This window comes from Flavobacterium ajazii, from assembly GCF_010614725.1.
In the GTDB taxonomy this organism is placed as follows: domain Bacteria; phylum Bacteroidota; class Bacteroidia; order Flavobacteriales; family Flavobacteriaceae; genus Flavobacterium; species Flavobacterium ajazii.
This window is the reverse complement of sequence record NZ_JAAEHL010000003.1, coordinates 316,446-339,230: the sequence shown is the minus strand read 5'-3', so window position 1 is coordinate 339,230 and position 22,785 is coordinate 316,446. Positions and strand designations below refer to the sequence as shown.

The 22,785-nt window shown below is 33.6% G+C and carries 24 protein-coding genes; 1 reads left to right on the top strand and 23 read right to left on the bottom strand.

Annotated features, from left to right (window positions below; all coding sequences use genetic code 11):
* Nucleotides 1-136 precede the first annotated feature (136 nt).
* Nucleotides 137-895 (top strand): peroxide stress protein YaaA, encoded by a 759-nt coding sequence (yaaA, locus tag GWR14_RS06935; protein ID WP_163408305.1) that lies wholly within the window; start codon nt 137-139, stop codon nt 893-895.
* Between the two features lie 160 nt (nt 896-1,055).
* On the opposite strand, the gene GWR14_RS06930 is transcribed toward yaaA, so the two are convergent.
* The 23 genes from GWR14_RS06930 to GWR14_RS06820 form a co-directional block, all read right to left on the bottom strand.
* Nucleotides 1,056-2,645, bottom strand: coding sequence for an MDR family MFS transporter (locus GWR14_RS06930; RefSeq protein WP_163408304.1), 1,590 nt, complete (start codon nt 2,643-2,645; stop codon nt 1,056-1,058).
* A 3-nt stretch (nt 2,646-2,648) separates the two neighbouring features.
* Entirely contained in the window at nt 2,649-3,728 is a 1,080-nt protein-coding gene (locus GWR14_RS06925; protein ID WP_163408303.1) for an HlyD family secretion protein, read from the bottom strand.
* Between the two features lie 12 nt (nt 3,729-3,740).
* A complete protein-coding gene (locus GWR14_RS06920; RefSeq protein WP_163408302.1) occupies nt 3,741-5,063 on the bottom strand; it encodes a TolC family protein in 1,323 nt (440 codons plus the stop codon).
* A complete protein-coding gene (locus tag GWR14_RS06915; protein WP_163408301.1) occupies nt 5,053-5,682 on the bottom strand; it encodes a TetR/AcrR family transcriptional regulator in 630 nt (209 codons plus the stop codon). The genes GWR14_RS06920 and GWR14_RS06915 overlap by 11 nt, the downstream gene beginning before the upstream one ends.
* 148 nt (nt 5,683-5,830) lie before the next feature.
* Nucleotides 5,831-6,148: a type II toxin-antitoxin system RelE/ParE family toxin gene (locus tag GWR14_RS06910; protein WP_163408300.1), complete on the bottom strand. Its 318-nt coding sequence runs from the start codon at nt 6,146-6,148 to the stop codon at nt 5,831-5,833.
* Entirely contained in the window at nt 6,139-6,381 is a 243-nt protein-coding gene (locus GWR14_RS06905; protein WP_163408299.1) for a hypothetical protein, read from the bottom strand. Before GWR14_RS06905 ends, GWR14_RS06910 begins: the two co-directional genes overlap by 10 nt.
* 124 nt (nt 6,382-6,505) lie before the next feature.
* The gene (trpA, locus tag GWR14_RS06900; protein ID WP_163408298.1) at nt 6,506-7,267 is read right to left on the bottom strand and encodes a tryptophan synthase subunit alpha; all 762 of its coding nucleotides are present in this window, start codon (nt 7,265-7,267) and stop codon (nt 6,506-6,508) included.
* A gap of 114 nt (nt 7,268-7,381) precedes the next feature.
* Nucleotides 7,382-7,699, bottom strand: coding sequence for a gamma-glutamylcyclotransferase family protein (locus GWR14_RS06895; RefSeq protein ID WP_163408297.1), 318 nt, complete (start codon nt 7,697-7,699; stop codon nt 7,382-7,384).
* A gap of 163 nt (nt 7,700-7,862) precedes the next feature.
* The gene (trpB, locus tag GWR14_RS06890; protein ID WP_163408296.1) at nt 7,863-9,044 is read right to left on the bottom strand and encodes a tryptophan synthase subunit beta; all 1,182 of its coding nucleotides are present in this window, start codon (nt 9,042-9,044) and stop codon (nt 7,863-7,865) included.
* A 12-nt stretch (nt 9,045-9,056) separates the two neighbouring features.
* Nucleotides 9,057-9,689, bottom strand: coding sequence for a phosphoribosylanthranilate isomerase (locus GWR14_RS06885; protein ID WP_163408295.1), 633 nt, complete (start codon nt 9,687-9,689; stop codon nt 9,057-9,059).
* Between the two features lie 18 nt (nt 9,690-9,707).
* Nucleotides 9,708-10,247, bottom strand: a complete 540-nt coding sequence (locus tag GWR14_RS06880; RefSeq protein WP_163408294.1) for a hypothetical protein — start codon at nt 10,245-10,247, stop codon at nt 9,708-9,710.
* A gap of 12 nt (nt 10,248-10,259) precedes the next feature.
* On the bottom strand, nt 10,260-11,039 hold the full coding sequence (trpC, locus tag GWR14_RS06875) for an indole-3-glycerol phosphate synthase TrpC (protein ID WP_163408293.1): 780 nt from the start codon (nt 11,037-11,039) through the stop codon (nt 10,260-10,262).
* Nucleotides 11,040-11,095: 56 nt separating this feature from the next.
* Nucleotides 11,096-11,464: a four helix bundle protein gene (locus GWR14_RS06870; RefSeq protein WP_163408292.1), complete on the bottom strand. Its 369-nt coding sequence runs from the start codon at nt 11,462-11,464 to the stop codon at nt 11,096-11,098.
* A 5-nt stretch (nt 11,465-11,469) separates the two neighbouring features.
* Nucleotides 11,470-12,462 (bottom strand): anthranilate phosphoribosyltransferase, encoded by a 993-nt coding sequence (gene trpD / locus GWR14_RS06865; RefSeq protein ID WP_163408291.1) that lies wholly within the window; start codon nt 12,460-12,462, stop codon nt 11,470-11,472.
* A gap of 48 nt (nt 12,463-12,510) precedes the next feature.
* The gene (locus tag GWR14_RS06860) at nt 12,511-14,202 is read right to left on the bottom strand and encodes a right-handed parallel beta-helix repeat-containing protein (protein ID WP_163408290.1); all 1,692 of its coding nucleotides are present in this window, start codon (nt 14,200-14,202) and stop codon (nt 12,511-12,513) included.
* Between the two features lie 116 nt (nt 14,203-14,318).
* A complete protein-coding gene (locus GWR14_RS06855; protein ID WP_163408289.1) occupies nt 14,319-14,885 on the bottom strand; it encodes an anthranilate synthase component II in 567 nt (188 codons plus the stop codon).
* 84 nt (nt 14,886-14,969) lie between these two features.
* The gene (locus tag GWR14_RS06850; RefSeq protein WP_163408288.1) at nt 14,970-16,370 is read right to left on the bottom strand and encodes an anthranilate synthase component I family protein; all 1,401 of its coding nucleotides are present in this window, start codon (nt 16,368-16,370) and stop codon (nt 14,970-14,972) included.
* Nucleotides 16,371-16,669: 299 nt separating this feature from the next.
* The gene (locus GWR14_RS06845) at nt 16,670-17,947 is read right to left on the bottom strand and encodes a hypothetical protein (protein ID WP_163408287.1); all 1,278 of its coding nucleotides are present in this window, start codon (nt 17,945-17,947) and stop codon (nt 16,670-16,672) included.
* 235 nt (nt 17,948-18,182) lie between these two features.
* Nucleotides 18,183-18,749 carry a YceI family protein gene (locus GWR14_RS06840; protein ID WP_163408286.1) on the bottom strand — a complete coding sequence of 189 codons (567 nt, stop codon included), beginning with the start codon at nt 18,747-18,749 and terminating at the stop codon, nt 18,183-18,185.
* A 33-nt stretch (nt 18,750-18,782) separates the two neighbouring features.
* A complete protein-coding gene (locus GWR14_RS06835) occupies nt 18,783-19,415 on the bottom strand; it encodes an NAD(P)H-dependent oxidoreductase (protein WP_163408285.1) in 633 nt (210 codons plus the stop codon).
* Nucleotides 19,416-19,419: 4 nt separating this feature from the next.
* Entirely contained in the window at nt 19,420-19,881 is a 462-nt protein-coding gene (locus tag GWR14_RS06830; RefSeq protein WP_163408284.1) for a MarR family winged helix-turn-helix transcriptional regulator, read from the bottom strand.
* 286 nt (nt 19,882-20,167) lie between these two features.
* The gene (locus GWR14_RS06825) at nt 20,168-21,745 is read right to left on the bottom strand and encodes a glycerol-3-phosphate dehydrogenase/oxidase (RefSeq protein WP_163408283.1); all 1,578 of its coding nucleotides are present in this window, start codon (nt 21,743-21,745) and stop codon (nt 20,168-20,170) included.
* 246 nt (nt 21,746-21,991) lie between these two features.
* Nucleotides 21,992-22,765: an alpha/beta hydrolase family protein gene (locus tag GWR14_RS06820; RefSeq protein WP_163408282.1), complete on the bottom strand. Its 774-nt coding sequence runs from the start codon at nt 22,763-22,765 to the stop codon at nt 21,992-21,994.
* Nucleotides 22,766-22,785 lie beyond the last annotated feature (20 nt).

Genomic DNA, 22,785 nt, shown 5'->3' with positions numbered 1-22,785 from the left:
ATTAAAATTGATTAAAAAAAGAGATGTTCGTTATCGGGTCGTGGCTAAAAAACTATGTTACAATAAAACAAATCAATTACGATGATGTATTTTTAGAAATGCAATTTGTATTTTTGAATCATAGAAAAAAGCACACATGAAAATTGTTATATCTCCAGCGAAGTCATTGAATTTCGAAAAAGAATTACCAACATCTCAATATACTGAACCTTCATTTTTGAAAGAAGCAAAAGTGATTCATAAAGTTGTAAAAACAAAAAAACCAGCTGAATTATCAGAGCTTATGTCAATCTCAGACAAACTAGCCGACTTAAACTGGAAACGCAATCAGGAATGGAAAACTCCTTTTACCGCAGAAAACGCGCGTCCGGCAGTTTATACTTTTGATGGCGATGTTTATACAGGTTTGGATGCGTATACAATTCCGTTTGAGAAATTAGATGTTCTTCAGGAAAAATTGAGAATTTTATCAGGTCTTTACGGTCTTTTAAAACCACTTGATTTAATGCAGGCGTATCGTTTAGAAATGGGAACCAAAATGCAGGTTGGAGAATATAAAAATCTACACGAATTTTGGAAACCTGTTGTTACCAAAGCTTTAAACAAAGAATTAAAGAAAGATGAATTATTCGTGAATTTAGCGAGTAATGAATATTTTTCTGCAGTAGATGTAAAAGCTTTAAAAGTTCCTGTAATCACACCTGACTTTAAAGATTATAAAGACGGAAAACTAAAAATGATCAGCTTTTTTGCTAAAAAGGCGAGAGGTATGATGGTACGTTATATTATTGATACCAACGCAGAAACTATTGATGATTTAAAAGGTTTTAATTACGAAGGATATCAATTTGATGCAAATCTTTCAAAAGGAAATCATTTGGTTTTTACAAGGTAACTTTTGAGGTGCTGAGGCTCTAAGATACTAAGAAGCTAAGTGTTTTTTTAACCGCAATCCCGATAGCCATAGGGATTGCGGTAGAACAGAATGATAAAAAATAAACGCCGAATTCTAAATGATGAATTCGGCGTTTCTGCGTATTATAAAATTATTATTATTAATGCATTGCGTCGGCTGCACTAATTTTGTTCTTCCCTTTTTTAATAAAGAGAATAATCGGTATGCAACATAAAAACATAATTCCTAAGTAAAGGAAAATATCCATATAAGCCATTACAGTACTTTGTTTCATTACAGAAAGATCTATTGCCTGATATGCTTTTTTCAAAGCAACATCGGCGCTATATCCTTTTGCCATAAATGCGTGCTGCATTCCTGCAATTCGCTGCTGTACTTCAAATTTGGCAGGATCTAAATTATTAATTAAATCTACTCGGTGTGACTGGCTGAAACGTGTAATGAAAGTTGTGATAATCGCAATTCCAAAAGATCCGCCTAACTGACGCATCATTCCCGTAAATGCAGCTCCTTCACCAATCTGTTTTCCTTTTAAAGTTGAAAGTGAAAGTGTTGTAATAGGAACGAAAAGTAATCCTAGTCCAATTCCTCTTAAGATTAATGGCCAGTACATATGTTCAACACCCGTATCCGGTGTCATTCGGCTGTACATCATAAAGGTAAAGAAGAAAAAGATTAAAAATCCAACTCCAACCATATAACCTTGTGGAACACCTTTCTGAATCATATTACCCACAAAAGGCATCATAATTGCTGTTGTAATAGATCCCGGAATTAATAATAAACCTGCATCAGTTGCTGTCCATCCTAAAATAGACTGTGTATAAATTGGGATAATCAATGTTGAACCATATAAACCGAAACCAAGGATAAAACACATTACGGTTCCAATTCTTAAGTTTCCGTCTTTTAAAACACTCAAGTTTACGATTGGATGTTTATAAGTAAGCTCTCTCCAGATAAATAAAACCAATCCAAGAACGGTAACAACACTTAAGGTTACAATAAGTGAATCATTAAACCAGTCATCTTGCTGTCCGTGTTCCAATACGAATTGTAAAGAACCAATAAAAGTACTCAGCAAAATTATTCCCCACCAGTCAACCTGATTTGCTTTTAATTTTTCTCCATATTTCGGACTTCTTACAAAAGTTAAAGCCAAAATCGTAGCAATAATTCCAAGAGGAATATTAATGTAAAATATATAAGGCCAGGAATAATTATCTACTAAATATCCTCCCAATGGCGGACCTAAAGTTGGACCAACAATTACACCCATTCCGTAAATAGCCTGCGCCATTCCGCGTTTTGCTACCGGATAACTTTCTGTAATAATCGTCTGGGCTGTTACAAGTAATGCTCCACCACCCATACCTTGTACGAATCGGAAGGCTACAAGTTCCCAAATATTGGTGGCGTTACCACACAAAAAAGAACAGACTGTAAATATTATAATGGAAGCCACAAAATAGTTACGTCTTCCAAATTGCTGCGATAGCCAGCTCGTCATCGGAATCACAATCACATTCGCAATTGCGTATGCTGTAATTACCCATGCCACATCGGTCAAGGTAGCACCAAGACTTCCGCGCATGTCTGTCAGCGCTACGTTTACAATCGTCGTATCTACAATTTCCAGCAATGCACAAAGTACTGCTGTAATCGTAATGATAACACGTCTGTAGCCGTATTCTACTAAATCGTCGTCTGCTTGTACTGCTCCTGCCATGTTTTATTTTAAATGTACATCAACGTCAACATTCATTCCCGGTCTTAGTAATTTTACTTTTTCAGGATCATTTGATGAGTCAATCGTAATTTTTACAGGTAATCTTTGAATCGTTTTTACGAAGTTTCCTGTTGCATTGTCAGGTGGTAATAATGAAAAACGAGACCCAGTTGCAGGAGAGAAAGAAGATACAGTTCCTTTAAATTCATAGTTAGGATAAGCATCAACTTTTAAGCCTACTTTTTGTCCAACAACCATTTTATTCAATTGTGTTTCTTTAAAGTTAGCTACAACCCAAGCTTCGTTATTATTAATGATATAGAATAAAGATTGTCCTGGCTGTACCAATTGTCCTGGCTGAATATCAACTTTAGAAACCTGACCATCAATTGCAGCAGTAACTACGGTATAAGAAAGATTTAAATGAGCAACATCTAACATAGTTTTTGCTTTTTTGATATTAGCTGCAGCAACTTCTGTTTGCTTGTCAGAAACTTTAGATTTTGACTGAATAACCGATTTTTGATAAGAACTCGCTCTTTGCTGTTGTTCTAAAACACGTACCTGATTTTCTGCTTCTTCTTTTGCTGTTAAAGCCTGTTCGTATTGTTGTTTCGTAATGGTATGAGTTTTATATAAATTATTATAACGGTTATAATCGTTTGTAAGCTGTCTCAATCTGATTTTAGCGCTTTCGATAGATCCGCTTGCAGATTTCATGTTTGCATCAGAAACATTAATGCTTGCGTATGCACTTCCAATATCAGCTTTTGCAGCTTCGTACTGACCTTCAGCTCCTAATAAGGCAGCATTAGCTTCATCAATCTTTAACTGATAATCTCTCTTGTCGATTGTAAATAAAGTATCTCCTTTTTTTACATAATCATTATCTTTCACATACACCTTGCTGATATATCCTGAAACTCTTGGGATAATCGGGTTCATTCTTTTCTCGATTTGAGCATCATCTGTTTCTTCGTGTGCCTGAGAGTGTAAATATTTGGATATTCCGTAAGTTCCTCCCACTAAAACCAAAACGGTTAGTATGATGATGAATTTTTTATTTGTTTTTTTCTTTTCCATGAGAGCTATCGATTATATTTTAGAAAGATTGAATGATTGTGATAATTGTCCTGATACTGAAAGTAATTCGTAATATTTTTGAATAATAGTAGCTTTTGATAAAGCAGTATTGATTTTAGCAGTTAAGTGCTCAACATCTGCTTCAACTAAATCATTGGTGTCAGATAAACCGTTATCGAATTTATCTTTTACCAGTCTGTAGTTTTCAGATGCCTGTTGCAACGCTTCATCATAAACCACACTTTGATTGATAGCCAAGTCGTAATCTTCAATAGATTTTTGAACTTCAACTTTGATACGATCAGTTAAAAGTGCTTCAGAATTTTTTACTTCAAGGGCTTTACTTTCAGCTTCTTTTACGTGCGAATTATTTTTTAGAATTCCAGATAAATCATAAGACAAACCAACGCCAAAATTCATCGCATATTTTACAGTAATGAAATCTTTTAGATCAAAAGCAGTATAACCTCCTAACAAAGCAATAGAAGGATAATAACCAGCTTTTGCCACTTTGATGTTAGCTTCGCTTGCCTTCTGTTGTAAACGAATTGCCTCCAGATCTTTTCTGTTTTCCAATGCCAAAGCATCGCTTGTTGGAGCATTACTTGTTTTTAAATTAAAGAAATCCTCCTCATTAACCTGAAGTTTTACAGAAGGCTCTAATTTAAGCAATGTCGTTAAATAGAAATTGATGTTATTGATATTATTATTGGCTTCATCAATAGATAATTGCGTTTTAGAAACCAATAATTGCGCTTTCAATAAATCATTTCTCGGAATAATTCCGTTTTTCTCTAATTCTGTAAAATCAGTTACACGCTGTTTCGCCTGTTTCTGGTTTTCGTTTAAAAGATCTAATGTTTTTTGTGCTTTGTATAACGCAGTATAATAGGTAATCACACGAAGTGCGACATCTTCTTTCGTTTTAGCCGCATTGGCAGTTTCTGCTTCGTATAAATTATCGTACGCATCAATACTGCTCTGAATTTTAAATCCGGAGAAGATTGGCAGACTAAGATTAGCCATTCCTAACATAGCGCGGTCCGGAGATGCCATTGACTCAGAACTAGATCCGTCGTTATGAAGGTCGATTGAAGCTTTTCCTAAACGTTGATACTGTCCTGAAACTTTCAAATCCGGATACTGATTATTCTTAACCGATTGCAATTCATATTTTTTTGTGTTTACCTTAGTGTTGGCAAGCGTAACTTCGTTACTTTTTTCCCAAGCCAGCTTAACGGCTTCGTCTAAGGTTAAACTTGTTTTTTCTTGTGCTTCTATTGAAGATATTCCGATAAAGAAAACTCCAAAGAGCATTAATTGACTAATTTTCATAAACAAGTAGTGCTTTTATAGTTTGTTGAATGTGCTTTTTAAGAGTCGTTTTGATATAATTGTCGTACAATTCTTCGGTGTTTAAATTCAGTAATTCCACGAAGAAAGGTTTATTCATATGAAAATGAAAAAAAGTTCCGATTATTGTAGGTGTGATAAGCGGAATGATAACATCTTTTCTAAAAACGCCTTTTGCCTGACCTTGGGAAATAATACTTTCAACAGATTTTAAATTTCCTTTTTTTAGTTCGGTAAAGGCGGTCATGCTCTTTTCTCTCTCTTTTGAGTTGAGCTCAAAATGCAGAACCCTGAAAATTCCTTTGTTACAATTGATTCTGGTAATGTAAATTTCAATTAATTTATTGACTTTTTCAAGTGGTTCAGTATTTTCCTGTAATAAATTTTCGAGTTTTAATTTTAAATCAGAAGTTTTATAGATAATCAGCGCTTCCAGTAATTGGTCTTTTGAACCAAAATAATACGAGATCATGGCAACATTAATTTTTGCAATCTTTGAGATATCTCTTATTGAGGTGCCTTCAAATCCCTTCTCAGAAAACAGCTTTTCAGCCACTTCCAGAATCTGAATTTTTTTGTCGTTGAATTCGATGTTTGACATGGTATTGTTTCTAATCGAATACAAAACTAAACAGTTGTTTAAATTAAACACTTGTTTAGTTTTTGTTTAACATAATATTAACATAAAACTGTTTCGGTGTTTTTGAATAAAAAAGGCTGAAATATTAACTTATTTCAGCCTTTTTTATTTATTTGCTTAATTTTATTTTGATAGGATTTTGTCTGGTGTCGAAAATATTAGAGATATAAACGGCATTTTTATATTCATCAATCCAGTAAATAATTTTATAATTTTTAAAAACTAAATATCTAAAATCTTGAATTCTTTCAGACAGAAGTTCTTCTTTTTGACCGCCATAAGCATTAAACTCAAGTGAAATTGAGGAATCTACTAAACCATCAATTAATGCTTTTGCAACTTTTAATCCTGCTTTATATTTATAATACTCAAAAATATCCGTAAGCTTATCCTCTGCAAATTGAGTCCAATAAACAGTTAATCCCATTTCTGAATTCTTGATTTTAAATCTTTGGAAGAAATAATTCGGGACTGAGCAGCATCATTTACAGATTGGTCAATTTCGTTATTAAATTGATCCAAATTCATCGGTTTCATTTCCAAGTCTAATAATTGAACTTTTTGTTCATGAAGCAATTTTTCAAGCTGATTGACTATTTCTTCATTTTCCAATCTAAGGAATTCTTGTACAAATGATATTTTACGAGCTTCTAAATCCATAATAATTGATTTTATTCAAAGGTATAAAATATTTGAAAAGGTTATGTTTATAAGATTCTTAAAATAAAAACGGCATTTAAATTTGTTATTAAATACCGTTTTTTGTTATTTTTCAACACATTAATCATCTAATCTCACCAACAAACTCTTCAATTTTTCCACTTCCGCTTTCGCTTAAATGTTTAATAAAAGCACTTCCAATAATGGCACCTTTTGCATATTTTGTAGCCTGAGTGAAGGTTTCTTTATTTGAAATTCCGAAACCAACGATTTGAGGATTTTTCAGGTTTAAATCTGCTATTCTTTCGAAATACGTTTCCTGAGTATCTCCAAATCCTGCCTGAGATCCTGTAACACTTGCAGAACTTACCATATAAATAAATCCGTTTGAAACGCTGTCAATAAAGCGGATACGCTCATCTGAAGTTTGAGGCGTAATCAAAAACACATTGATTAAACCGTATTTTTCGAAAATTGCTTTGTATTCATCGGCATAAACATCAACTGGAAGATCAGGAATAATTAATCCGTCAATTCCGATTTCGGCACATTTTTTACAGAAAGCTTCCACTCCGTATTGCAACATTGGATTGAAATACCCCATGATAATCAACGGAATTTTTACACTTTCGCGGATGTTTTTCAGTTGGTTGAAAAGAATTTCAGTTGTCATTCCGTTATGAAGTGCTGTAGTGGAACTCGCCTGAATTGTTGGTCCGTCTGCTAAAGGATCGCTGAAAGGAAGACCGATTTCGATTAAATCAACGCCGTTTTTTTCTAAATCCTGAATAATCTGAACGGTATCATTTAAGTTTGGATATCCTGCAGAAAAATAGATCGAAAGGATCTTTTTATCTTCTTGTAATTTTTGAGTTATTCTATTCATTTTGATATGTCTTTCTCCTGCAAGGTTTTCAAAACCTTGTAGGTTTGTTATGTTTTTGAGTTATTTTTTATTCCGACAAGTTTTAAAAAAACTTGCAGGATAATCTGAAACAGCTTAATTTTCAATGTAGATCCATGCAACAATTCCGGATTTCAGCGTTATCTGAACTCTTTTGTAGGCGTTGGACTCGAATTGATCCGCTTTTGCCAAATCAGCACTGGAAATATTGTAAACGATACCATCTACAGCATCCGATGGATTTTCACTTGGTGTCGCTACAAAATAGTCTTCAATACCAAATTCTTCTTCTATTTGAAGGTCTTTTAGCTTGTACCCCGTTAACTGATCCGGGGTTCCGGTTAACACTTTGTTAAAAACCTGCATCTGAATTTCTTTTGACTGTAATGTTCCGTAAGAGAATAACTGTTCCATAAATCTATATTTTTCTCGTTATTTTGTGTGCGTTAGGGATGGGAGCGGCATCTCTCGATTAGAAAAACAAGGCTTTTAGCCGTAGTTTTTGTTATCGGGAATATAGCGGACAGCCCTCCCGATAGCTATCGGGATTGGGTAACGCCCAAAAATACAACTTTTATTACAATTTAAAATAGTCAATATAATTGTCTAAATCTTTGTCTCCACGACCAGAAAGGCTGATTACCACCACATCTGTCGGTTTGAATTTTTTCTGATCCAAAACCGCAAAGGCATGCGCACTTTCAATTGCCGGAATGATTCCTTCTAATTTTGTAAGCTGTAAACCTGCATTCATGGCATCGTCATCGGTTACTGAGAAAAATTCGCCACGTCCGGTTTGAGCCAAATGCGCATGCATAGGACCAACGCCAGGATAATCAAGTCCTGCAGAAATCGAGTATGGTTCTGTAATTTGTCCGTCTGGAGTTTGCATTAAAAGGGTTTTACAACCGTGAATAACTCCAACTTTTCCTAATTTGCTTGTTGCAGCACTGTGTCCGCTGTCGACACCTTTTCCTGCTGCTTCAACTGCAATGATTCCAACTTCAGGCTCGTGCAAAAAGTGATAATATGTTCCGGCAGCATTACTTCCTCCGCCGATGCAAGCCACTACATAATCCGGATTTTCACGGCCTTCTTTTTCTTTTAGCTGCCATTTGATTTCCTCAGAAATGATGCTTTGGAAACGGGTAACCATATCCGGATAAGGATGAGGTCCAATTGCAGATCCGATAATATAATGGGTATCAACCGGATTGTTTATCCAGTCACGGATGGCCTCGTTTGTAGCGTCTTTTAAGGTTCGTGAACCAGAAAGTGCCGGACGAACTTCAGCACCCAGCATTTTCATACGGGCCACGTTTGGTGCCTGGCGTGCAATGTCGATTTCGCCCATGTACACGATACATTCAATTCCCATTAAAGCGCAAACTGTTGCAGTTGCCACACCGTGCTGACCTGCTCCGGTTTCGGCAATGATTCTTTTTTTACCCAAACGTTTTGCAAGCAAAATTTGTCCGATGGTGTTGTTTACTTTGTGTGCTCCGGTATGATTTAAATCTTCTCTTTTAAGGTAGATTTTAGTATTGTATTTTTCAGACAAACGTTTTGCAAAATACAATGGACTAGGGCGTCCTACATAATCTTTGAGTAGTTGATTGAACTCTGCTTTAAAATCAGGTTCATCCATGATACTTAAATACTTTTGACGTAATTCTTCTACATTTGGATACAACATTTCAGGGATGTAAGCTCCTCCAAATTCTCCGTAATATCCTTTTTCGTTGACGTTAAAACTCATTTTTTATAAATTTTAAATGTTTACAATTTCAAATTTGCGCTTAAAATTGCTTAATAGATTTTTATTTTTTAGCCCTGGTTCGATTTCAAATTTACTATTTACGTCGACTGCATAAATAGGTAATTTAGTTTTTGAAATTTCTTCAATGGCTTTTAATTCATTCATTCCGATGCCGCCGCTCAAAAAGAAAGGCTTTTTCGAATTGTATTTTTTTAATATGTTCCAGTCGAAAGTTGTTCCGTTTCCGCCCGGTAATTTTCCTTTGGTGTCAAAAAGAAAATAATCACAGACATTTTCAAAAGGTGTAATAAATTCAAAATCAAAATTTTCATCAGCCGAAAATACTTTAATAATTTCGATTTTCTTAGGAAGTTGTTTTTTTAATTCTGAACAAAATTCAACCGATTCATTTCCGTGTAATTGTACAGCCTGTAAATTGTGTTTTTCAACCTTATCCAGAATTTCTTCCTGAGTTTGATTGACGAAAACACCGACTTTTTTAATCGTTTTTATAAGTTCCGGAATATTTCCGTCACAATATCTTGCGGATTTTTCCCAGAAAATAAATCCCATATAATCGGGTAGGAGTGAACCTACTTCGAGGATGTTTTCAGGATATTTCATACCGCATATTTTGAGTTTCATTGTGTTTAGCTTATTTTTTTATTCAAGCAATTTGTAAGTTAAACTGATTTCTTCTTTTTCTATGTTGAAAGAATCAATTCTAACTTTGAATATTTTGCCTTCTGTCATTTTTATTAGAAAAATTGTTCCTGTTTTTATATTTTTTCGCTCAATTGCATATTCACTAAGAGTAAAATCTTTAATGTTTTTTAGATAATTAAATTCCCATTTTTGATTTACTAATTTTAGCTGAGAGGTTTCTTCAGGGAAAGAATTTATTTCTGGATCTCTTGGTTCAATCCATAAATCAGCATTTTTACTTTCCTGGTTAAAATTTTCTGCTTTTTCATATGGGCTATTATTTAAAGAATAAATAAAAGTATTTTGTCTTAAACTCAAAGTAACAGCTGGATAATCTGAATTAAATGAGTATTTTTTTAGAACTTCTTTGTTTATAATAACTTTATACTCTTTAGACTTTTCATCAAATTTAATAGGCGTGTCTTCCTTTTTTTGGGATATACCTTGAAAAGAAATTAAGATTAAAAGTATAAAACCTATAGACTTGTTTATAGTCATAGTTACTGTTTTTTACAATTTCTGGATAAACTCTGTTGCAGCCTGTCCGGCATTATCCGTTTTCATGAAGTTTTCTCCGATTAGAAAACCTTTGTATCCGTAAGGTTTTAATTCCTGAATAGCTTCGACTGATGAAATTCCGCTTTCTGAAACTTTTACAAAATCATTTGGGATTTGTGAAGCCAGTTCTTTACTGAAATTAAGACTTACTTCGAAGGTTTTCAGGTTTCGGTTATTCACGCCAATCATATCTAAACTTGGCATAATTGATTTTTCCAGTTCTTCCTGGTTATGAACTTCCAATAAAACTTCCAAACCTAGTTTTTTAGCAAATTCAGATAATGATTTGATTTCTTCACGAGTTAAAACCGCTGCGATTAACAGAATCAAATCGGCTCCGTGTGCTTTTGCTTCTAAAATCTGGTATTCGTCTACAATAAATTCTTTTCGCAAAAGAGGAATATTTACAGAAGCCCTAGCTAAAAGCAAATCGTCAAGAGAACCTCCAAAATATTTTCCATCGGTTAAAACTGAAATTCCGCAGGCTCCGGCATCTTCGTAACCTCTAACAACTTCTTCAACTGTAAAATTATTGTTGATGATTGATTTTGAAGGAGAACGGCGTTTGTGTTCTGCGATAATTCCGGAGTTGCTTTCCTTTAATTTCTGACTAAGCGAAATAGTTTCTTTTCCAAAGAATACTGAAGCTTCTAATTGAGAAACCGGTATAATCGATTTCTTAAGGGTTACTTCCCTTTTTTTGTCTATTATAATTTTATCTAATATGTTCATTTTATTTATTTAAAGATTGAAAAATTTAAAGATTGAATTATTTGTTATCTGTTAAATTAAGCATCTATTTTAGTGTTTAAGTACTTTATAAAATTTGAAAGGTTCTGAGAAATTTCAATCGTTATGTCGTAACTTTTTTGAATTTCTGACTGATTACATAAACCAAGTTCTCTTGATAAAATAAGCATACTTCTAACTTCTGCACAACTTCCTTTCGAAATTTTCAAATATTTAATCAATTGTTTGTTATTGTTGTATTCCGATCCTTCAGCAATGTTATTTGTTATTGAAATGACGGCTCTTTTTATCTGATCTTTAAAGCCAAATTCTTTTTCAAAGGACTTGTTATTCATCAATTCAAAAATAAATTTAGCTAATAAAATTCCTTTTTTATAGACTTCAAACTCTTCAAAAGATTTAGTCATAATTTTTAAATCATTAAATCTTTCAATTTATTTAATGCTTTTAGTCCCTTTCCAGATAATAAACTTTCTTTTGCTAATTCAAATCCTTCAATTGGAGAACATTTTGTAACCGTTGCAATAGCCATGGCTGCGTTGGCACAAACGACATTATTTTGCGCTTCGGTACCTTTTCCTGAAATAATATTCATGAAAATTTCAGCAGATTCGGCAACAGTTTCTCCACCTTTAATGTCGCTTTGCTTGATTAATTGAACACCAAAATCTTCAGGATTTAACATGCCTTCGGTACTATGAGTAATTATTTTGGTTGGTCCTGTTAAAGAGATTTCGTCATAACCATCCAAAGCATGTACAATTGTAAAATTACTATCGGTGTTTTGATAGAGATAAGCATACATTCGGGCTAATTCCAGATTGAAAACCCCCAGTAATTGATTTTTTGGAAAAGAAGGATTAATTAGTGGTCCGAGAATGTTGAAAATGGTTCTGACAGCCAGTTCTTTACGAAGTGGTCCAACATGTTTCATAGCAGGGTGGAACAGAGGAGCATGCAGAATACAAATACCCGCCTTGTCTACACATTTTTCAAGGAAGCTTGGGTCGTTACTAAATTTAACTCCTAAAGCTTCCATAACATTACTGGAACCTGTAATAGATGAAACCCCGTAATTACCATGCTTAGTCACTTTTATCCCGGCCCCGGCTGTTACAAATGATGCTAAGGTAGAGATGTTAAAAGTGTCTTTTCCGTCACCTCCGGTACCTACCAAATCGATAGTATTATAATCGGATAAATCAATACGGATACACAATTCAGAAAGTGCTTCTCTGAAACCGATTAATTCGTCAATTGTAATGCTTCGCATCATAAATACGGTCAAAAAAGCAGAAATCTGACTTGGATTATACTGACCGCTTGAAATATTAATCAATACATTTTTTGCTTCTTCTTTGGTAAGCACTTCGTGGTTGATTAATTTGTTTAATATTGTTTTCATTTATTTATTTATTGAAGTAAACTCTATTTATTACTATAGAATTTGTCTTTATTTTTTTATAAATTTTCCTGAGTATATGATTGAATTTCCGTTCATAATTACATAAACATACACTCCTGTATTAAAATGGCTGGATACTTTCCATTGATAACTTGACTTAGATTCGTCTAATTTAACATGATCAATGTTTTTTCCATTTATGTCAAAGAATTTTATACTATCAAATGTTTGATTTTGATTGGTTTCAAATGATAGGAAGTCAGTTGTTGGATTTGGAAAGACTTTTATGCTTTCTAGTTTAGAATTATTAAAATCTCCTGTAGATAGATTTCCGCCTAATTCTTTTGCACCAATATCAGCTATAGTACCATTAGATGTTATTGTTGATGGATCTCCAGCATTAATAGCAGGAGAAATACTTTTTAAAATACAAAAAGAAGTTTCAGCAGGATTAATAGATTCAAATTCTGGATTTATAAATATATTGTAATAAGCATCAGATGGAGTGTTATTTTTATTGACGGTAATTATTGGACCAACACCTATAGGTAAATTATTATTACCATTCCCCAATTTGTTATTATAAAATAAATTATAAGAAACTAATTGAGGTTTGTGTGTTCCAGTTGAGTAAATTCCATAGTATAAATTATCTGTTATGACATTATTATTAATCGTTGGTTTTGTTACTATAGATTCATTATTATATATGCTAATACCATATTTATTAGAAAATATAGTGTTGTTTATAATATTTGGCATGGCGTATACAACATTGATTCCGACTCCAGAATTAAATACAATATTACGTTCTATTTTATATGTTCCCTGTACTTGGATAGCATCAAATACACAATTATATACAATATTATTTTTAAAAATTGATTGAGGTGAACTTAAATGTATATTTATACCAATTATTGAAAGGTTAAAAATTTCATTTTCTTCTATGTTCACAATACCTGTTGTGTAAACAGAAAAACCATAAGCGCAGTCATATATCTTATTATTTTTTACTGTGAGGTTACCTGTATTTCGTATACTTATAGCGCTTTGTTCCGAGTTTTTAATTATACTATTAGTAAGAGTTAAATTCCCAGTAATATTTATAAGACCGATATTATCATCATTTTTCGCTTTACCATATTCGACAATACAATAATCCATTTCTGTAATGCCATTTATTACTAGCTGATTCCAATCTTTATTTGTTGGAGAGGTGCTGTTCGACGTGAATTTAATATATTTATCAGCAGTGCCATTTGCCAATAAAGTACCATTTACAATTAAAGAATAATAACCATCAAATTTTATTTCTACACCTTCTTCAATGGTTAAGGTTTGACCTGCAGGAACTGTTATATTACCTGTTACTCTATAAGTATTTCCCTTTTTCCATGAACCGCTTACATTGCCATTTACTAATATTAAGTTGTTAGATGATAGTGTTACATCATTTAGATTTATTGTGCCATTTATAAAATAGTTCAATAATTCATAAGTTTGATAACCGGTTTTTTCATATTTAATATTATAGACTCCATTAGGAACAGTTATCGTAAAATTACCATTTGCTAGAGAGGTAGTTTGGGTAAGTACAGCACTAGGAGAAACTGGCGTAAAAGTGATTGTACAATTTTCAAAAGTTGCACTATTATCTAGTAATACTTTACCACTGACATCAGCTGCGAATGAATAAACGGAAAAGAGAACAAATAAAGCAAGTAAGATTTTTTTCATAGTGTTTTTTATTTGATTATAAATTTATTGGCAAGGTTTTTTTGTTATTCCTTGCGCAATAATTTATAATATTTGAATTGTATTTGTGAGATTATATTTGTTTAAAAAATACTGTCTTAACCCTTAATCCAGTTTTCTAAAATTCTTTTTCCGTTTGGTGTTAATACGCTTTCCGGATGAAATTGTACTCCGCGGACATCGTATGTTTTATGACGTAACGACATTACCTGACCGTGTTCTTCAAACGAAGTAGCTTCTAAAACTTCAGGTAAATCAGCATTCACAACCCATGAATGGTAACGTCCGACTTCAAATTCATCTTCGAGGCCATCAAATAAAGACTCGTCTGTAACTGCCTTTTTTACATTGGTGGCAACACCGTGGTATACTTTGTCAAGGTTAGAAAGTGTTCCTCCAAAAACTTCTCCGATAGCCTGTTGTCCTAAACAAACGCCCAAAATACTTTTGGTTGGGGCATATTTTCGAATTACATCTTTCAGTAAACCTGCTTCATCCGGTATTCCAGGTCCAGGTGAAAGTAAAATTTTATCAAAAGAAGCGATTTCGTCAATATCAAATTCGTCATTTCTGTAAACGGTTACTTCACAGTTTAAATCTTCTAAATAGTGTACTAAGTTGTAAGTGAAACTATCGTAATTGTCTATAACTAATATTTTTTTCATTTCTTTATTGTTTTGTTTTTATTGTTTCAGGTTTCAAGTTTCAGGTTCGCACAACTTGAAACCTGAAACTAAGAAAACTTGAAACTAAATTTTCTCAGCCATTTCCAAAGCTGTATTCAATGCTCTTAATTTATTGTAAACCTCCTGCATTTCGCTTTCTTCGTCAGAGCTTGCTACGATTCCTGCGCCAGCTTGACAATGTAATTGATGATTTTTTGAAAGGAAAGTTCGGATCATTATCGCATGGTTAAAATTGCCTTCAAAATCCATGAAACCAATTGCGCCTCCGTAGAAATTACGATTTGTTTTTTCGTAATCTTCAATAAGCTGCATTGCTCTGTGTTTTGGAGCGCCGCTTAAAGTTCCTGCCGGGAAAGTATCGGCAACTACCTGCATTGTTGTCGCTTTGTCGTGTAAATGTCCAATTACTTTTGAAACCAGGTGAATTACATGTGAGAAAAACTGAACTTCTCTGTATCTTTCTACATTTACGTCATGACCATTTCTGCTTAAATCGTTTCTCGCCAAATCGACCAACATTACGTGTTCGCTGTTTTCTTTTTTATCTTCGGATAGTTTTTTTGCCAGTTCAGCATCTTTTTCATCATTTCCTGTTCTTCTGAAAGTTCCGGCGATTGGATGAATTTCGGCTTTTCTGTTTTTTACAATAATTTGAGCTTCAGGCGAAGATCCAAATATTTTAAAATCTCCATAGTCAAAAAAGAATAAATAAGGAGAAGGGTTGATGCTTCGTAAAGCACGGTACACATTAAACTCGTCACCTTTGAAACCTTGTGTAAAACGACGAGAAAGAACCAATTGGAAAACGTCTCCGCGGAAACAATGTTTTTTAGCCAAAGCTACATTGTGTTTGAATTCTTCGTCAGTCAGGTTTGAGAAACCTTCACCTTCTTTAGTGAATTTATAAGAAGCAATATTTCTGGATTGTAATAATTGTTCAATTTCTGAGATATTATTTCTTCCGTCAACACTGTGACAAAAAATATAAGCTTCGTTTTTGAAGTGATTGATTGCAATGATGTTTTGATAAACAGCATAAAAAACATCGGGAATTAAGGTTGCCGAATCTTTTTTTGCAATTTCTACTTTTTCGAAATAACGAACGGCATCGTACGAAATATATCCAAACAAACCATTATTGATGAATTTAAAATCGTTTTTCTCGGATTTAAACTGACCTGAAAATTGCTGAATTACTTCCGGAATATTCGTTGAAGCATCTATTGAGATTTGCTCTGTTGTTCCGTCAGGGAAAGTTTTCGAAATGAGTTCGTTTTCGATTTTAATCGTAGCAATCGGGTTGCAGCAGATATAGGAGAAACTATTGTCATTTCCGTGATAGTCACTACTTTCCAGTAATAAACTGTTTGGAAATTTATCTCTTATTTTAAAATAAATACTTACCGGCGTAATAGTGTCCGCCAGAATTTGTTTGTAGTGTGTGTTGAGTATAAAAGGTTTCAATTTATGTGTGTTTTTTAGTTTTAATATTTTCTGCTAAAGTTCCGACCAAAAAAAAAGGCTTGTCGTGATGACAAGCCTTTTATATTTATAGTTTTACAATACCATAGGAAGCTTTGTTCACGACGTTTGACGTAAATTCTTCCACCACCAAGTATTGTTCATTGTAATTTTCATAATCTTATTCTGTTGATGCAAATATATAAATGTAATTTGAATTAGAGTACATCAAAAATAAAAAAAAACTTTTCTTAATTCATAAATTTGTTAAAAATGTAAAAAGAAAAGTGATTTTGGATGGCTTAGTTTTGGGATGAAGCGAGATTGTTTTGTCTCATTCGGAAGTCCGTATTTCCTTTAATATTAGGTGCTAAGAACAAATCACTGCTTTTTATTTTGGTAAATTCTATGGCATATTCAGGTTTGCTGTACCAGTTTTTTATTCCAGCATCGTTGCTTGAAGATTCGCTTGTAATTCCTCCGTTACAATTGTTTGCCATTACGTTTTTTAATGAAATTTTTGATAAATTCTCATCACCGTTTCCAATATCACCATTTAAAAGGATAAAAGGAGAGAAACCTGAAACAACACTATTGGTTAAATTAAAAAAGGTATTTTCTCCAATATGAGCAGATTCACGAACTAATCCCTGATTGTTTTCTTCCAGATTTACAAGTGTGATGTTACTGGCATTTATTTTAGTCATTTTTTTAGTCATATCCGTATTTTCAATCTTATCGTATGAATCTACTTCAAAACATCTTGAACCTGAAATATCAGAAGAAAAAGGATGACGAATAGCAATACTGTTACTGATATTGATTTGTGCTCCTTGTGTAAAATCAAAATCATCATCTGTTGTACGGTAAGAAATCAGGTTGTTCATGTTTAATTCCCCTCCGTAACACTCAAATGAATCATCATTTGAGTAACTTATCTGAATATTGCTTAAAACTGTTTTTCTGCCCACTCCGGCCAGTGAAAGTCCGTTAAGCTCTTTCAAGGCACTTAATTTTCTGCCAGAATATTCAATACGTACATATTTAAGTATTCCCGAATTATCATCAACATCAGTACCTCCGTAATGGTTCAGTGTTGCTTCCAGGTTAAATGGAAGCGTTGCAATTCCTCCTAATTTGTTGATAGGTGCTTTTCCTAGGATAATGATACCACCCCAATCACCTGGTTTTCTTTCTGTAGTTCCTTTATTTGAAGTAAAAATAATCGGATCAGTTTCCAGACCTTCGGCCATAATTTTTGCTCCATTTGTAATTACCAGTGTTCCGCAGGTTTTGTCGTCACCTCTAATTACTGTTCCTGGTTCAATGGATAGTATGGCATTATTGGTTACGTATACAATTCCAACTATTTGGTATACATTGCGTTTTAACAGTTTGGTGTCTTTGTCTATGGTTCCGGCAATAATATTAGTTGCTTCGCTGTATTCTATATTCGCAGGTTTAAAATTGCTCCAGTTGTCCATCCAGTTTGATGTTCCGATGATTCCTTTTTGTTGTTGTGCCTGAAGAGAAAATGTGCTGATAAGTGTTATAATGGCAATGAAGAATTTAGTTTTCATAACTATAATTTTGATTTCTAGTTTTTGATTTGTATTGTTTTTTAACGAAGTCAAAATTAGAGGCCGAATGTTAATCAAAACATTTCATTATATTATTATAGTGTTATCACAACTTTAAGAACGTTACTATTGTGTTTTTGGTCAGGTCTTTTAAGTCTTTTATCGATGTTTTATTAAAAAAAGAAACCCCAACTGTTAAATTAACGGTTGGGGTTTCTGAATCAGCAAATGAAATTTAGAATTTCAAAGATACAGCCAATTCGAAATCGTCATTGATAGTTTTATCTCCTAAGTTTTGGAAGAAGTTACCAGAGTTGTATTTGATATCGTATTTAGTTCTGTCAACTTTGAAAGCTGTTGTAGCAGTATTTCCTTTTACAGTGATGTCAAAAGTTACAGGTTTAGTGATTCCTTTGATAGTTAAATCAGCAGTAACTGTGTAAACATCAGCAGATTTAGCTCCGATAGTTTTGAAAACTAATTTTGACGTTGGGAATTTATCAGTTCCGAAGAAATCGTCAGCTTTTAAGTGACCGTTTAGTTTTCCTTGGTATTCTCCAGTTAAATCAGTTGCAGTTAAAGAAGTCATATCAACTGTGAAGCTTCCTCCAGTTAATTTTTTTCCTTTGAAAACTACTGCTCCTTCTTTGAAGTTTACAGTTCCAGAGTGCTCTCCGGTTACTTTTTTACCTACCCATTTGATAGTAGATGCCTTAACGTCGATTTTTTTAGTTTGTGCGTTTACTGAGATACCAGCTGCTGCTACGAATAATGCTATTGCAATTGTTTTTAAATTTTTCATGTTGTGAAATTGAATTTGATTGTTATTAAATAATTATAATGTGATAAATAATTCGTCCTGAGATTTTCTAACTTTTTTGTAATGCTGAGCGTCGTCCTCATCATGTCTGTAACCAATAGTAGCAACAACTGCTGCATTTAGTCCTAGTTTGTCGAAACCTAAAATTTCGTTAAATGCTGCAGGACTGAAACCTTCCATTGGTGTAGTATCTATTTTTAATTCTGCTGCTGCACTTAATAGGGTTCCTAAGGCAATATAAGTTTGTTTAGCAGTCCAGATGTTTTTTGCATCGTTTGATAAACCGGCAATCTGTCCTTTAATCATACCGCTGAATCCTTCTAAAGCTTCAACAGGAACACCTCTGGTTTCGCTGATGTTTTTCATGTACTGATCAACTGAATTTGCATCAAGAGAAGTATCATTTGCAAAAATGAATAAGTGTGAAGCATCTGTAATTTGAGTTTGTCCCCATGCCTCGGCTTTTAATTTTTCTCTTAATTCCGGGTTTTCTACAATAACTACTTTAAATGGCTGTAATCCGTATGAAGAAGCACTCAGTCTGACAGCTTCTTTTAATGTATTTAAATCTGCATCAGAGATTTTTTTTGTTGCATCAAACTTTTTTGTTGCATATCTCCAATTTAAATTGTCTAATAGTGTACTCATAATATTAATTTTGTTGGGTTCGGTATTTTTCTAATAATTGGTTTAATAATTCTAATTCTTCAGGGCTTATATTGGAAGCAAATTCACGCTCGTGTGCATCTACTTTCGGGTCTAATTCTTTTAAAACGTCTAATCCTTTCTGGGTGATCAAAACCTCAATCTTTCTTCTGTTATCAGGGCAGACATTTCTGGTAACATAATCTTTCAATAATAATTTGTCAACCAATCGTGTTGTATTGCTGGTTTTGGCCAGCATACGTTCCTGTATTACACACATATTGGCAGGATTTCCTTTTTGTCCTCTTAATATGCGTAGTACATTATATTGTTCTCCGGACAGATCATACGGTTTTATCAACTCGTTGAAATGATCCTGAATCACATTTTGCGTATACATGATATTCAGAATAACTTTTTTCGCATTATCCATCTTAACAGTACTTTTTATAACCTCTTCAATTGTCATAGTTGTAAGTGTATAATTTGTATATACAAATGTATATCTTTTTATATTTGTATATACAAATGTATTGTTAATATTTTGTTAATATTTTTAAATGCATTTTTTGAAAGCTAAATGAATAGCTGTGTGGGAATAAAAATAAGTAAATTTTAATGTATAACGTGTTCTTATATTGTGAATTAATAATTTTTTTAAAGTTAAGAAGTGCTTTAGGTATTAAATATTATTCAATGACTTTTTGTAAGATAATTTAAAATGCAAAATATTCAAAATCAACTGATTTTACAATTTATTGAAACTCTGATAGAAGAAAACCTTTGGCAATTTGTCTGAAATTTGAAATTTCGTTGTTTATCCAGGCTTCATCGTGACCTAATTCCGAGGCAATTATTCTTGCTGTTTTCTCTGAAACTTCAATTGCAGCCTTGGCATCTAAGAATAATAAACGAACACGTCTTGAGAGAACGTCATCTACCGTTCTGGCCATTTCATAGCGAACGGCGCAGACAACTTCTGCCATTGTGAATTCGTGATTGGGGTGCAGTTTCTCGTTTAATTCAGGTTCATTTTCTTGTAACTCGAGTATCTTTGAAATTTCAGAGCCATATATATAAAGATGGTTTTCTCTGTCAAGAGATGTGGTAGCTTTATTCCCGTGAATGGAAAGATGTTCGGTAACACATTCTTTTTTAGGTAGCTTTCCTGTTTTGATTGCTTTGTTAATAATATCTTCTGCAATTTTCCTGTAGGTTGTCCATTTTCCTCCTGTAATTGTGATAAGTCCTGTTTCTGAAACTATAATTTTATGACTTCTGGAAACTTCTTTGGTGCTTTTACCTTCTTCTTTAGGTGCTGCTAATGGACGTAAACCTGCAAAAACAGATAATACATCGGCTCTGGTTGGCTTTTTTGTTAAGAAACGCTGAGCTGTTTCGAGAACAAACTGAATTTCGCTTTCCAGAGCAACAGGTTCTAAACTATGACTTTTAATTAAAGTATCTGTGGTTCCTACGACAACACGGTTATGCCACGGAACCGCAAATAAAACTCTCCCGTCTTTTGTTTTCGGAATCATCAGTGCGTGATCGCCGGGTAAAAAAGATTTGTCAAACACCAAATGGATTCCCTGACTGGGAACGATATATTTTTTATAAACTTTATCATTGAGTTTCATTATGGCATTTGTAAAAACACCTGTAGCATTTATGATGGCAGATCCTTTTATGTCATATTGAGTTCCGGTTTCCTGATCTATTGCCTGTACGCCAATGATTGTTCCTTTATCATCTTTTAGTAGATTAACAACCTTTATATAATTAATAACACAAGCACCTTTTTCTACAGCAGTCTGTGCAAGATTGATGGCTAATCGCGAATCATCGAATTGCCCGTCATGATAAATAACGCCGTTTGCCAATCCATTTTTCTGCACATTCGGAAGCATTTGGATTGTTTTTTCCTTTGAGATATATTCTGACGCACCTAAACTTAAGCTGCCTGCCAATAAATCATAAATTTTTAATCCGATTGTATAGAAATAACCGCTCCAGCGATTGTAATTCGGAATAACAAACGATTGGTTTTTGACCAAATGACCAGCATTTTGAGCCAGTAAACCTCTTTCTTTTAATGCTTCACGTACCAGATGCACATCGCCTTGTGCCAGATAACGTACACCGCCATGAACCAGTTTTGTACTTCTACTCGAAGTTCCTTTCGCAAAATCTACTGCTTCCAGTAAAATGGTTTTGTAACCTCTGCTGGCAGCATCAAGAGCAGTTCCTAGCCCGCTTGCTCCTCCGCCAATGATTATTACATCCCAATTTTGTGTGTTTTGTAGTTTTGATAATTGTTCTGTGCGATTCATATTTTGCGGAATATTTTGTGGCTTATTGTTACGTAACAAACATAAGAAAAGGAAAGTGAATATTTGATTTTTAAAATAAAAGGTAATTAAAACCTGCTTGTCTGCGTGAGGGATAGAAGCAAACTGCCGAAGCAGTGCGGATAGCCCGACAGCATCCCGATAAGAGGGCGTATATTCACACAGTAAATTTGCCCTCTTTATCGGGATGGTGGCACGCCCAAATGATTTTAAATTTCTTGGATGATATTATTCGTCTAAATAATTTTCGATGTAAGTATTGAGTGTTTTTCGCTCTTCGATTGTAGCATCATTATCCATATCGCTGTGGTTGACAGTTGTGAATTGAACAGTCATTCCATATTTTTTTTGTTCTTCTTCCGTAGGCAAAACACCTTTGTCTGCCTCATAGTTTTTTGAACGGAGCGTATATACTTTTGGCCTATGAACTCTTGGGAGAGGCATTCTTCGATTATCCATTGTTATAATCTTGTAAACTAATTTAGGGTGTTTTGTGGCAAATAAAGCTGTCATGTCTCCACCATTACAATGCCCAATCAAAGCAAGATGGTTGAAGTCTAAATCCGATGATGTTTTTTTGAATTCATTCAGTACAAACAGAATGTTTTCAGAGCCTCTTTCCCAGTTTGGTCTTCTGGTAATTTTAAAATCACCATCCATTGCAAGAAGATCATCCGTTGGTAATTCATGTTGAATACTGATTACAAAATATCCTTTAGAAGCTAAATTCTCAGTTAAATAGGAATATATTTTATTGTCTCCGCCTTTATTCTCGCCATATCCGTGACTGAAAATTACAACCCGCTGATGAATTATTTTTTTCTCTGTTTTCTGATGGTAAATAGCGACAGGAATTTTTCGGTTTCTTGATGGGTCAAACAATTCTAAACTATCTATTTGAACGGGATAAATCGTATTTGAAATTTGAACGTTAGATTTCTTATTTCCGGAACAGCTTGCAAATAACAAGACGATAAATAGTTTAAAATAGAGTTTGTTCATTTTGGAGTGTTTTATAATTA